Raw genomic sequence first — 12,684 nt, forward strand, 5'->3', positions numbered from 1 at the left:
CAACTCCGCCACCCAGATCACCGCCGTCGCTCCCGCAGGTGCGGCCGGAACAGTGCACCACCATCACACCGAACGCCGGCCCCGTGACCGGCGGGACCACCGTTGTGCTCACCGGAACAGGTTTGACCGGAGCCACCGCGGTGAATTTCGGGGCTACCCCGGCAACCTCGTTCACGGTCGACTCGGCGACGCAGATCACCGCCGTCGCACCCGCAGGAGCGGCCGGAACAGTGTCGGTCACCGCCACTACCGTGGGTGGAACAAGTAACGGCGTCGCGTACACCTACGTCGTAGTGCCGACCCTGACCACCATCACACCGAACGCCGGTCCGGTGACCGGCGGCACCACGGTCGTGCTCACCGGCACGGGATTGACGGGAGCCACCGCGGTGAACTTCGGGGCTACCCCGGCAACCTCGTTCACGGTCGACTCGGCGACGCAGATCACCGCCGTCGCACCCGCAGGAGCAGCCGGAACAGTGTCGGTCACCGCCACCACCGTGGGCGGCACCAGCAACGGCGTCTCCTACACCTACGTCGCGGTACCCACCCTCACCACGGCGGTGCCCAACGTGGGTTCGGTGGCCGGCGGCACCACGGTCGTGCTCACCGGAACAGGGCTGACCGGAGCCACCGCGGTGAACTTCGGTGCTACCCCGGCGACCTCGTTCGTCGTGGACTCCGACACCCAGATCACCGCCGTCGCACCCGCGGGAGCGGCCGGAACAGTGTCGGTCACCGTCACTACAACCGGTGGAACAAGTAACGGTGTCGCGTACACCTACATCCCGGTGCCCACCCTCACCACGGCGGTGCCCAACGTGGGTTCGGTGGCCGGCGGCACCACGGTTGTCCTCACCGGAACAGGGCTGACCGGAGCCACCGCGGTGAACTTCGGTGCTACCCCGGCGACCTCGTTCGTCGTGGATTCCGACACCCAGATCACGGCGGTCGCCCCCTCGGGTGCGGCCGGAACGATACTGGTCACGGTCACCACTGTGGGTGGAACGAGTAACGGGGTCTCCTACACCTACGTCGCGGTACCCACCCTCACCACCGTCGCCCCGAACGCCGGTCCGGTGGCCGGCGGCACCACGGTTGTCCTCACCGGAACGGGACTGACCGGAGCCACCGCGGTGAACTTCGGTGCTACCCCGGCGACCTCGTTCGTCGTGGACTCCGACACCCAGATCACCGCCGTCGCACCCGCAGGAGCGGCCGGCACAGTGTCGGTCACCGTCACCACCGTGGGCGGTACCAGCAACGGCGTCTCCTACACCTACGTCGCGGTACCCACCCTCACCACCGTCGCCCCGAACGCCGGTCCGGTGGCCGGCGGCACCACGGTCGTACTCACCGGAACAGCCTTGACCGGTGCCACCGCGGTGAATTTCGGGGCTACCCCGGCAACCTCGTTCGTCGTGGACTCCGACACCCAGATCACCGCCGTCGCACCCGCAGGAGCGGCCGGAACGATACCGGTCACGGTCACCACCGTGGGTGGCACCAGCAACGGCGTCTCCTACACCTATGCGGCGGTGCCGACGCTGACCACGGCGGTGCCCAATGTGGGTTCGGTGACCGGCGGGACGACGGTTGTGCTCACCGGCACGAACTTGACCGGTGCCACCGCGGTGGACTTCGGTGCCACGCCGGCGACCTCGTTCGTCGTGGACTCCGATACCCAGATCACCGCCACCGCACCCGCGGGAGCGGCCGGCACAGTATCGGTCACCGTCACCACCGCAGGCGGAACCACCAACGGGGTCTCCTACACCTACGTCGCGGTGCCCACGCTGACCACAGTGGTACCCAACACCGGTCCGGTAGCAGGCGGGACCACGGTCACCCTCACCGGGACGAATCTGACGGGTGCGACCGCGGTGAGCTTCGGTGCCACCCCGGCGACGTCGTTCACCATCGACTCCGTCACCCAGATCACGGCTATTGCCCCCGCAGGCACGGCCGGGACGGTACCGGTCACGGTCACCACCGTGGGTGGAACAAGTAACGGCGTCTCCTACACCTACGTCGCGGTGCCGACACTGACCACCATCGCCCCGAACGCCGGTCCGGTGGCCGGCGGGACCACGGTTGTCCTCACCGGAACAGGACTGACCGGAGCCACCGCGGTGAATTTCGGTGCCACCCCGGCAACCTCGTTCACGGTCGACTCGGCGTCGCAGATCACCGCCGTCGCCCCCGCAGGAGCGGCCGGAACGATACTGGTCACCGTCACCACTCCGGGCGGCACCAGCAACGGGGTCGCCTACACCTACGCGGCGGTGCCGACACTGACCACGGTGGTGCCCAACGCCGCTCCGGTGACCGGCGGCACCACGGTCGTGCTCACCGGGACGAATCTGACGGGTGCGACCGCGGTGAGTTTCGGTGGCAACCCGGCGGCTTCGTTCAGTGTCGACTCCAGCACTCAGATCACGGCCATCGCCCCGGCCGGGTCGGCCGGGACGATACTGGTCACCGTCACCACTCCGGGCGGCACCAGCAATGGGGTCGCCTACACCTACGTCGCGGTGCCGACACTGACCACCATCGCCCCGGACGCCGGTCCGGTGGCCGGCGGGACCACGGTCGTGCTCACCGGAACGGGACTGACCGGAGCCACCGCGGTGAATTTCGGGGCTACCCCGGCGGCCTCGTTCGTCGTGGACTCCGACACCCAGATCACGGCGGTCACTCCTGCCGGGACGGCTGGGGCGGTACTGGTCACCGTCACCACTGCGGGAGGAACCGTCGACGGCGTCTCCTTCACCTACGCGGCGGTGCCCACGCTGAGCGCGGTCGGTCCGGCTTCGGGTACGGCGGCCGGCGGGACCACGGTCACCATCGCCGGGACGGCGTTGACAGGTGCGACCGCGGTGAGTTTCGGTGCTTCCCCGGCGACTTCGTTCGTCGTGGACTCCGACACCCAGATCACCGCCATCGCCCCCTCCGGCGCGGTCGGAACGATACCGGTCACCGTCACCACCCCGGGCGGTACCAGCAACGGGGTCTCCTACACCTACCTCTGACGGCGGGTGCGGCCGGGCCGTCGGCGGGCGATTGCCTGCCGACGGCTCGATCGCGTTACGGTCGAGAGGGGGGCCGTGATCATGGACGACCGGTGCCGGCATGACGACCTCGGGTACGACGGCGCGATCGGCACCGCCGCCGCCACAGATTCCGTAATTCGCCGGCCCACCGCACATCGGACGGGAGAGCTGTTCACGAGTGCCGGCGATGGGGCAGGATAACTCTGCCGGTGGACCGATCGCCGGTGGACCGTCCGGATCCGGAAGTCCATGTGCCGTGGATGTCGAGAATGCTCGGGCGGCTCCGTCCCGGCGCGACGAGCAGCCACACGATCGGCGATACCGACGAAGGAGCGACCAGCATGCAACCGAACGAGATCACCGCGATCCTGAACCGCCCTGTCGGCCAAGAGCTCCTGGCCCGTGACCTGCTCCGCATGGCCTACGTCGCCAAGGACGGTACGCCCCGCAACATCCCCATCGGATTCACCTGGAACGGCTCGCAGATCGTCGTCTGCACCTCGAAGAACGCCCCGAAGCTGCCTTCCCTGCGCCGTAACCCCGAGGTCGCGCTGACGATCGATACCGAGGTGCATCCGCCGAAGATCCTGCTCATCCGCGGCCGAGCGGAGCTGGACGTGGTCGACGGCATCCCGGAGGAGTACCTCCAGATGAACGGCAGCTACGAGATGACCCCCGAACAGCGCGTCGAGTGGGAGGCCGAGGTCCGCTCGCTCTACGACGGTATGGTCCGGATCGTCATCACCCCGACCTGGGCGAAACTCATCGACTTCGAGACCACCCTGCCCAGCGCTGTCGAGGAGCTGATCCGGCAGCGGGCCGATCGTCAGCGCGCCTGAACCGATCAGCCCGGCAGTACCGAAACTGCGAAGGTCGAGTCATTCGGCCACCGCTACTACCCAGGAGTCGAGGTTGCCACCGATCCAGGTCGCCGTCTGCGGGCCCAGCAATTGCACCGGCACCGACGCCGCCAACGCTCGCGAAGTCGGCAGACTGCTGGCCCGAGCCGGGGCCACCGTGCTGTGCGGTGGCGGAAGCGGGGTCATGGCCGCGGTGGCGGAAGGGGCCTCCGCCGAGAACGGTTTGGTCATCGGCATCCGGCCCGATGCCGAGCCGGCCGGGATCTGCGAGGGTCTTTCGGCTGTCCTGTACACGAACATGGGAGAGGCGCGTAACGCCATCCTGGTCCGATCCGCCGACGCGGTCATCGTCGTAGGCGGTTCCTGGGGAACACTGTCCGAACTCGCGCTTGCCAACCACCGGGGAAACACCCCGGTGATCACGCTCGGCGGCTGGAAGATCCTCGACGCCGACGACAACCCCATCCACGCCGCCATCACGGCGACCAGCCCGCAGGTCGCCGTGCGGACAGCTCTGGCGCAGAGCAGGCGCTTCTAGCTCTTCGGTGCGCGCAGGCCGTCCAGCAGGACGCGGGTCAGATGATCGTCGACCCGGGCGCCGCAGCGGCAGACCGTCGATAAGCGGAATCCAGAATTCACCGTGGAGGGGCAATGCGACACCGGCGACGATCGCCGACCACATCCGCCCGCGGATCGACGCCGTGGCGAAGGCCCCGCGCATCGTGGCGTCGGTGATGCTGAGCGTGACGAACAGACCGGGCGCCGTCCGCGAGGAGATCGCCGGAATGCTCGGCTTCGCTTCCGATTTCGCCAGTTACCGAACGCTTCTCGACCGCCAGGGACAGCGCAATGTCGCGGAAACCGTGGTCGCCGGGGACGAGGAAACCGTCGCCGCCGCCGTCCGCGCATACTCCGCCGCCGGTGCGACCGACCTGCTGGTCAGCCCGGTCGGCGACAACGCCGAAAAAGCGAGAACACTGGAACTGGCCGAAGAATTGTCCCGCCCGCGGTAACGCTGCGGCTACGCTGGCCACGAGGTCTTATCGCGATTGCTCCGCGCGGACCCTCGGAGGAATGAATGAGCCCACTTCCCCAGAAAATGGAAAACCGATGGGCGAATCGCGCCGAACCCCTGCCGGGCCACGGGGTCGTCTCCTGGCATCTGCTGACGAGTCGATACCCGCAGGTGCGCGACGCCGCCACCGAGGCGCAAAGAGCTTTGAGTTCTTTTCCCGGACTGCATATGACGCCGACAGAGTGGCTTCATATCACTGCGCTCATGGCCGGTCCGACCGAGGCCATCACTCGCGAACAGATGTCCGCGATGGTCTCGGCCGCACGAGCCCGGCTGCGGGAGATCCCGCCCATTCCGGTATTCATCGAGAAAGTGCGCTACCATGCCGAAGCGATTTCGCTCGGCGTACAACCCGCGAAAGCACTGGTTCCCATCCGCGAGGCAGTACGATCCGCCACCCGGACGGTAATCGGACCCGCAGTAGCGACTGATCGCCACCCTTCGTCGTGGATTCCTCACGTCACCGTTGCGTACAGTACCGACGAGCAACCGGCGGGCCCGTTGATTTCGGCTCTGGGGATGGATGCACCGAGGCGTGAGGCGATGATCGATGCTGTCACGCTGGTCGTTCAATGGGGTCCGGAAAGGCAATGGAACTGGGAGCCCGTCGGAACAGCCTATTGTGCCGCCACCATGAGCTAGATTCTGCGTCGAGATGAGTCGAGGGCGGCACCGGATGCGGTACCATCCCTCGACTCGACCACGCCGGCCCTTCCCGAACCCGTTATCCGCGTGCGGTGTTCGCGGCGGTGATGAATTCGATCTGAGCCGGTGACGGTCCGCAGAACTCGCTCTCGATGCGGTCGGCCTCCCCGGCCTGCATCCGGTACAGGCTGTCGCGCAGGCCCGGGTCACCCCCGTGGAACCCTTCCAAGAGCTCCATCCACTGCGCCGCCATCTGCTGCGCCTCGGGTGAAGCCGGGTCCATACCGGCGGCGATTGCCGCGTCGACCTGCGGAATGAGCTCGGCCCATCCCGCTTCGGCTTGCCGGATGTGCTCTTCACCGAGATCCTCCCGACGCTGCGCGAGCTGCGTCAACTGTCCCTCGGTGAAATATTCCTTGAAGGTGTCGTCGACCATGACGGTCCTCCTGATCAATTCCAGGAAGCGATCGGCGGATGCGTCCGGCCTGTTCTCCGCCGTGGCGGCCAGTGCCGCGACCAAGGCGTGGAGTTCCTGGGTCGCGGCCAGTTGCGCGGCCAGGAAGTCGCGATGAGCAGACAGCACCTGCGTCATCGCCACAGTGCCCGCGAGCAGGTCCATGATCCGATCCAACCCCAAGCCCAGTTGACGCAAGGCCAGCACCTGGTAGAGACGCTCGACGTCGCCGGCGGTGTAGAGCCGGTGGCCGGTGCCGGTCCGCCCCGCAGGCCGCACCAACCCGATGCGGTCGTAGTGATGCAGCGTCCGCACCGTCAGTCCGGCCTCGGCCGCGAGTTCACCGACCTTCCATACGCGCTCGGTTCCGTGCCGGTCCATCCGTTTCATCCCACTTCCACCGGCGCACCGTGCGCCGGTGTCGCCGACGGTAGGACCTGACCTTACGTCAGGTTCAAGCCGAATCACCCGCACCGGATCCGGCAGCCACGCCGCGTCGGAGTGAGCCTTCTCGGGTGACAACTCCACACGCCCTTCCCTCAATAATTGAACGATGGTACAAGTAGTACGAGAGTTCAACTATCTTGAGGAGACGAGATGCGCGCGGGACAACCGGCCGGATGGCGCGAATGGAGTGGCCTTGCATTGCTGGCCTTGCCGACCATGCTGTTGGGGCTGGATGTGACCGCGCTCTACCTGGTCGTGCCGAGTCTGGCCGTGGACCTGGACCCGAGCGCGACCGAATTGCTCTGGATCATGGACGCCTACGGTTTCTTCATCGCCGGCTTCCTCGTCACGATGGGGACTTTGGGCGATCGAATCGGGCGGCGCCGGTTGCTGATGATCGGGGCGGCGGCGTTCGCCGCGGCCTCCGCCTTTGCGGCGTTCGCTCCCGGCACCCTGTGGCTGATCGTGGCACGCGCTCTTCTGGGCGTGGCCGGAGCCACGCTGATGCCCTCGACCCTGTCCCTGATCAGCACCATGTTCACCGACGCCCGGCAACGAGCGCTGGCCATCGGGGTGTGGGCCACAATGTTCGCTGCGGGGATGGCCGCAGGACCGGTCGTCGGCGGGGTCTTGGTCACCACCTTCTGGTGGGGCGCGGTCTTCCTCATCGCGGTACCGGTCGCATTGCTGGTTCTGGCCGGCGCACCGTTACTGCTGCCGGAGTACCGGACACGCACCGGCGGGCTGGACGCGCTCAGCGTCGGTTTGTCCTTGGCGGCGATGCTGCCGATCATCTATGCGATCAAACATGCTGCCGCCCACGGCCTCGATTTCCAGGCCGTGGCCGCCGTCGTGCTCGGTGGTGGCGCTACAGTCGCGTTCGTCCGTCGTCAGCTGCGTCTCGTGGAGCCGCTGCTCGATATGAAGCTATTCGCGAATCCGGCCTTCTCCGCGGCGCTCTCGGTGTTGCTGATCGGCTTGGCCGGGTTCGGTGGCGTGATGTACCTGGTGACCCAATACCTGCAGCTCGTCACCGGCCTTTCACCGACCGCCACCGGGTTGTGGATGGGCCCGCCCGCACTGGCCATGCTCATCGGCGCGATCGGCGCCCCGCTGTTGGCCGGCCGCATCCCGCCCGGCGTCATCATGGCGGGCACCCTGGCGCTGTCACTGGCCGGATACGGGCTGCTGGCCTCGGCCGGGACGGACAGCAGGCCGGCCGTCGTCGCCGGATTCGCCCTCGTCTACCTGGGTCTCGGTGTCATCGCCGCACTGGGTACCGACATCGTCATGGGTGCTGCGCCACCGGATAGGTCCGGTTCGGCGGCGGCACTGTCCGAAACCGTTCAAGAGTTCGGGATCGCCGCAGGCGTCGCGCTCCTGGGCAGCCTCACCACCGCCCTCTACCGCCGCGATATCGAAACACCCGCCGGACTGTCGGCCTCCGTGGCCGAGACCTACGGCGACAGCCTCGCCGGCGCCTCGTCGGTCGCGGACCGGATCCCGGCCGACGCTGTCGACCATGCGCGCAACGTATTCACCGGCGGCCTCAACACAGCCGCCCTTGCCGCGGGCGTCGCCATCGCCGCCGCTTCCTCGGCCTGCTTCGTGATGCTCCGGCACATCCGGACCCCCGACGAGCCCGACCGTGCAGCAGAGCCGATAGCCTCGACACCCGGGAGCAATCGATGACAGATGAAGCGATGACGGCCGCACACGACGGTGGGCACGAGACGGTCGACGGACGCAAACTGCGGGGCCGGCTTCGGCGCGCCCAGATCATCGAGGCAACGCTCGAGATCGTCCGCCGCGACGGCGCCACCGGCGTCACCCACCGCACCGTCGCCAAGGAAGCCGGTATCACCACCAGCCTCACGCTCTACTACTTCGCCACCCTGGACGATCTGCTGATAGCCGCCCTGACCAGCGTCACGGACGAATACACCCGCCGCATCCGTCACCTCATCGACACCGCCGACGACCCACTCACCGGGCTGGCGGAGCTCATCGCCGAATCCGGCGGACCCGGACGCGAGCGAGCACTCGCCGAACGCGAACTGTCGACCCTCGCCGCCCGCCGGCCCGCCCTACGGCCGATCGCGCGACGCTGGCGCGACAATGTCGCCGAACTCGCCCGAACACAAACCGACGACACCGAGACGATCGAAGCCTTCGTGGCCTTGTCCGACGGCCTGTGCACCGCAATCCTGCTCGACGACCGCGAAGCCGACTCGCATCACATCCGGGCGGTCCTCCGCAAGGCACTTATCCGAGACAGTCGGTAGCCGCATCGGGCAGGCCGACCAGCGGAGCCCGAAGACGTACCTGGGGCGCGGGCCGCCCGGCCGCAATGATGCGGGTCAAAGGGTCTTTTCGACGGCCGATGCGAGGCGGGCCGCGTCCTTCTCGTCGTGGGCGCCGACGGTGAGCGGGCGCGCCTTGGCGCCGCGGTAGGCGGCGCGGCCCGGGCTCGGAGTATCGATGATGTCGGCGATCGGCCGGATCGCGTCTTCCGGGCTTCGACCCAGCAGGGGTGCCAGGACGGCGACGGCGACCTTCATACCCATCCCCACCTCGCCGGCGAAGCTGGTGCGGACCAGCCGGTCCGGCCCCCAGGTGACGTAGCCGAGATAGGGGTTCTGCTCGACGGCAAGGATTCCCAGCAGTTCGTTGGCTCGGCGCTGCTGGGCGTTCGATCGTTTGAAGGTGAAACCGTCGACCATTTCCAGGTCGTCGAAACCGATGGCGTCCGGGCGGGCGCCGGGGACGGCGAAGTTCACGATGACCGAGCTGTCGCTCGCGCGCAGCAGGTCCGCGAGTCGCGTCACGAACAGGTACTTGGTGAGAAAGAACAGCGACCAGGACGCCTCGTACCCTTCGGGTGTCACGTGCCGGCGCTGCCGAATGAAAGACGCGGCGAGCACCAGGGCGTCGATCCGTTCATGGTGCTCGTGCAGATACTCGACCACGCGGCGGCTGTCCGCGACGAGGGATAGATCGGCCGCGATGAACTCGGCCCTGTCCGCTGCCGACGGGTGCCGGTGCGCCGTCCTCTCCACCAGCGCGTCGAACTTGGTGCTGCTGCGCCCGATAACCACTACTCGATCTCCTGCGGCGAGATAGTGGCGGGCCAGTGCCGCGCCCATCCCGTCGGTACCACCCGTGATCACGATCGTCCGCATGCCACTCCCACTCTTTCCGGAACATGTGTTCCGGAACAGGCTACATCCATCGGAACATGTGTTCCGCATTGTTAGGATGGGGCTATGACAGAAGGCCGGAAACAGCGGCGTGACGCTGCGGCGAACCGGGACAGGATCCTGACCGCGGCCGAGGACGCATTCCGCCGGCACGGCCTGTCCGTCGATATGCGTGCCGTCGCGGCCGCGGCGGGAGTCGGCATCGGCACGCTGTACCGGCATTTCCCCACCAGGGAAGATCTCGTGCGGGCCATCACCGGAACCGATCTGGCCGACCTCGCCGTAGCCCACCTCCGCGACGGGGCCACGGCGATCGACGGATTACGCGAGTTCTTCACCGGCGCACTGACTCGGCTCTGCGCCAACAAAGCCATGATCGACCTATTGGCCGGCGGGTCCCCGTCCGACACCGATCTCGAACGCTGCCTCGACCATCTGAGATCCGTCGGCCGTGAAGCCGTGGAGCGATCCGCCATCGACCGGACACTGGCCACCGATGTGACGGCCGACGATATCGCCTACCAGTTACTCGGCCTCATCCGTATCGCGCAGCTCGTCCCCGAGCCGGGCACGATCGAGCACCAGGTCGAACTCGCGTTGCGCGGGTTGGCCGCCTGACACTCCCCGTCGCCATGTCCGCCGGCAAGCGTCGCCCGCGGCCGTACCGGCCGTCACGACTCGTCCAGGCCGAGCCGGTGGCCGAGCCACGGCATCTCCTTCTCGAGGCCCGTGGACCATACGGTGAAGCTGTGCCTACCCGGCACTTCGGTGAGGTGAACGTCCATACCCGCGGCCCGCGCCGCGGCCGCGAGCCGCTCCACCGCAGCGCGATATTCGGTGTCCTCCAGACCCACCACGAACCCACCGGCCGAGCCGGGATAGCTGTTGTGTGCCAGCAGCTCGGCGGGATCGTTACGGGCGAATGCCGCCGCGTCGCCGCCGAAGACCTCCCGGATCGTGGTGTCCCGGTCGCCGAGGGCCGGTTCGGCCTGCCCGGACATGTCCAGGAATGTGGGATAGACGTCGGGTCGGGTGGTCGCCAGCTGCATGGCACACGTACCACCGGAGGACAGACCACCGACGGCCCACGCCCGCGGATCCGGGTCGACCTGCAGGTGGGTGCGCACCCACGCCGGCACGTCGACGCTCAGGTACGTCGCCGCATTTCCGAGGTGCGAATCGACGCAGAGCGGGTTGCGCAACCGGCCACCGGTGCCGTCGGCGAGGACGACGATCGGCGCGAGTCCCCGGTGCCCGGCCGCGTAGGCGTCCATGGTCGCGGTCAGCCTGCCTCCGACGAGCCAGTCGTCCGTACCGCCGGGCTGGCCCGCCAGGAGCACAAGCACCGGCAGGCCGGGTCGTGGTGTGGCGAAGTAGGCGGGCGGGAGATAGATCCGCGCCTCACGGGCGGAGAACCGGGAGACGTCCCCGGGAATGGCGGTCTTGGTCACCGCACCGGATTTCGGCAGATCGGCGGGAGGCGTCCAACTCGCGAGCGGCGGACCCGCTGCCGATCCCGGTCCGGGTGCCAGGGCGGCATCGAACGGAACGGTGCGGAAGTCGCTGATACCGAGGACGGTACGCACCGTCGGATACGCGACGTAGACCGCGTTGATCCCGCCGACGGCACAGAGCACCACCGCCACCGTGACACCGAAGAGCCCGGCGGCGGCGAGCGGCCGCGACCGGTCCCGTCGCCGGACGACACAGCGGCCGGCGAGCAGCGCGACAGCGAGAACCGCCACCACCGACCACACATAGACGACCGCGGGCAGGCGGTCGGGAAAAGGCCGCCACACCTTCTCGACGAACACCGCGGCGAGCGCCACCACCACCGCGCTCGCGGCCGCCACCGTGGTGAGCCCGGCGAGCAGCCAGCGGCGCTGCACCCGGGTGACCAGCGTCGCCAGGCCCACCGCCGTGACGACGACGAACACGAAGACCGCTCCCGTCGTCGTCACCGGGAGATCGAGCACCCCTTCGCCGAGCCCGGTCCACGACATAACGTCCAGTATGCGACGCGCCGCCGCCCCGCCCGGCCGCATGCCTGCCGGCCACCTTCGCGGTTGTCCACGAGAAGGGCCTGAGCCGCGGGTAATGTCGTATCCGAAGGCTGTAGGACCGATGGCTCGTACTGCCACCCGGCCGAGGTGGGAAACGCGGATTTCTCGGCGTCGGTAGCGCTCGGATGGGCTGTCACAGCCCTCGTGGCGAAGGACTCCACCGGAAGGGCCGCCGATGGGTGACACCGCTGATACCGGCCACGCCGTGCACCGTGGCACAGCCTTCCTGTGGCACTACGTGCGCAGCGCTCCGTGGACATTCACCTGGCTGACGCTGCTGTTGATCACCACGATCGTCCAGCATCTGCTGCCGCTCGACGATCTACAGCGCGTCCTGGGTGAACGGTCGACGAACCTCCGTCATCTCGAGTCCGACCCCGTGCACGTCCTCGTGGCCAGTCTGCTGTGGGTTGCGGGCTACTTCTGGTTTCCGTACCTGCTGCTGTTCTGTATCTTCCATGCCCCGGCCGAACGATGGCTCGGCTCGTTACGCTGGGCAATCGTCGGTCTCACCGCGCACGTCGGGGCCACCTATATCAGCCAGGGCATACTCGCCCTGGCCATTCACCGCGGTTACGCCGATCCCGGCATGATCGACGTCCGCGATATCGGCGTCAGCTACTTCCTCGCCGGTATCGTCGGGGTTCTCACCTATCACGTGGCACGCCCGTGGCGGTGGCCGTACCTCGGCGCGAGCCTCCTGTGGTTCGCCGTTCCACTGGTGACCGACCCCAACTTCACGGCGATCGGGCATTTCTCTGCGCTGTTGATCGGACTGGCTGCCTACCCGCTGACCCGTGGGCGAACAGCGCCGCAGTGGAACCCGGCCACCGAGCGGCAACGGCACCGGGTCCGTGCTCAGTGACCGGGCCCGAGCCGCGGGCCGG

At 67.9% G+C, this 12,684-nt stretch carries 12 protein-coding genes; 9 read left to right on the plus strand and 3 right to left on the minus strand.

Annotated features, from left to right (window positions below):
- The first annotated feature begins 104 nt into the window (after nt 1-104).
- From IG75_RS37920 to IG75_RS0132165, 5 genes are all read left to right on the plus strand, one after another.
- Nucleotides 105-3,032, plus strand: a complete 2,928-nt coding sequence (locus IG75_RS37920; RefSeq protein WP_247904487.1) for an IPT/TIG domain-containing protein — start codon at nt 105-107, stop codon at nt 3,030-3,032.
- A gap of 362 nt (nt 3,033-3,394) precedes the next feature.
- Nucleotides 3,395-3,892: a pyridoxamine 5'-phosphate oxidase family protein gene (locus IG75_RS0132150; RefSeq protein WP_030525183.1), complete on the plus strand. Its 498-nt coding sequence runs from the start codon at nt 3,395-3,397 to the stop codon at nt 3,890-3,892.
- A gap of 73 nt (nt 3,893-3,965) precedes the next feature.
- Nucleotides 3,966-4,451 (plus strand): SLOG cluster 4 domain-containing protein, encoded by a 486-nt coding sequence (locus IG75_RS0132155; RefSeq protein ID WP_245713401.1) that lies wholly within the window; start codon nt 3,966-3,968, stop codon nt 4,449-4,451.
- Between the two features lie 163 nt (nt 4,452-4,614).
- Nucleotides 4,615-4,926, plus strand: coding sequence for an LLM class oxidoreductase (locus IG75_RS0132160; protein ID WP_030525181.1), 312 nt, complete (start codon nt 4,615-4,617; stop codon nt 4,924-4,926).
- A gap of 65 nt (nt 4,927-4,991) precedes the next feature.
- Nucleotides 4,992-5,630, plus strand: a complete 639-nt coding sequence (locus tag IG75_RS0132165; RefSeq protein ID WP_081877298.1) for a 2'-5' RNA ligase family protein — start codon at nt 4,992-4,994, stop codon at nt 5,628-5,630.
- Between the two features lie 82 nt (nt 5,631-5,712).
- On the opposite strand, the gene IG75_RS0132170 is transcribed toward IG75_RS0132165, so the two are convergent.
- Nucleotides 5,713-6,477 (minus strand): MerR family transcriptional regulator, encoded by a 765-nt coding sequence (locus IG75_RS0132170; RefSeq protein WP_081877297.1) that lies wholly within the window; start codon nt 6,475-6,477, stop codon nt 5,713-5,715.
- Nucleotides 6,478-6,684: 207 nt separating this feature from the next.
- Here IG75_RS0132170 and IG75_RS0132175 point away from each other — a divergent pair, with 207 nt between their 5' ends.
- Nucleotides 6,685-8,226, plus strand: coding sequence for an MFS transporter (locus tag IG75_RS0132175; protein WP_030525178.1), 1,542 nt, complete (start codon nt 6,685-6,687; stop codon nt 8,224-8,226).
- Nucleotides 8,223-8,819: a TetR/AcrR family transcriptional regulator gene (locus IG75_RS0132180; RefSeq protein WP_245713400.1), complete on the plus strand. Its 597-nt coding sequence runs from the start codon at nt 8,223-8,225 to the stop codon at nt 8,817-8,819. Before IG75_RS0132175 ends, IG75_RS0132180 begins: the two co-directional genes overlap by 4 nt.
- Before the next feature lie 75 nt (nt 8,820-8,894).
- Here IG75_RS0132180 and IG75_RS0132185 read toward each other — a convergent pair whose 3' ends face one another.
- Entirely contained in the window at nt 8,895-9,716 is an 822-nt protein-coding gene (locus IG75_RS0132185) for an SDR family NAD(P)-dependent oxidoreductase (protein WP_051715364.1), read from the minus strand.
- 84 nt (nt 9,717-9,800) lie between these two features.
- Here IG75_RS0132185 and IG75_RS37640 point away from each other — a divergent pair, with 84 nt between their 5' ends.
- On the plus strand, nt 9,801-10,352 hold the full coding sequence (locus tag IG75_RS37640; protein WP_051715366.1) for a TetR/AcrR family transcriptional regulator: 552 nt from the start codon (nt 9,801-9,803) through the stop codon (nt 10,350-10,352).
- A 53-nt stretch (nt 10,353-10,405) separates the two neighbouring features.
- Here IG75_RS37640 and IG75_RS0132195 read toward each other — a convergent pair whose 3' ends face one another.
- Nucleotides 10,406-11,737, minus strand: a complete 1,332-nt coding sequence (locus IG75_RS0132195; RefSeq protein ID WP_030525174.1) for an alpha/beta hydrolase — start codon at nt 11,735-11,737, stop codon at nt 10,406-10,408.
- A 235-nt stretch (nt 11,738-11,972) separates the two neighbouring features.
- On the opposite strand from IG75_RS0132195, the gene IG75_RS0132200 reads away from it, so the two are divergent.
- A complete protein-coding gene (locus IG75_RS0132200; protein WP_051715370.1) occupies nt 11,973-12,662 on the plus strand; it encodes a rhomboid-like protein in 690 nt (229 codons plus the stop codon).
- Nucleotides 12,663-12,684 lie beyond the last annotated feature (22 nt).

The organism is Nocardia rhamnosiphila NBRC 108938 (assembly GCF_000720425.1).
In the GTDB taxonomy this organism is placed as follows: domain Bacteria; phylum Actinomycetota; class Actinomycetes; order Mycobacteriales; family Mycobacteriaceae; genus Nocardia; species Nocardia rhamnosiphila.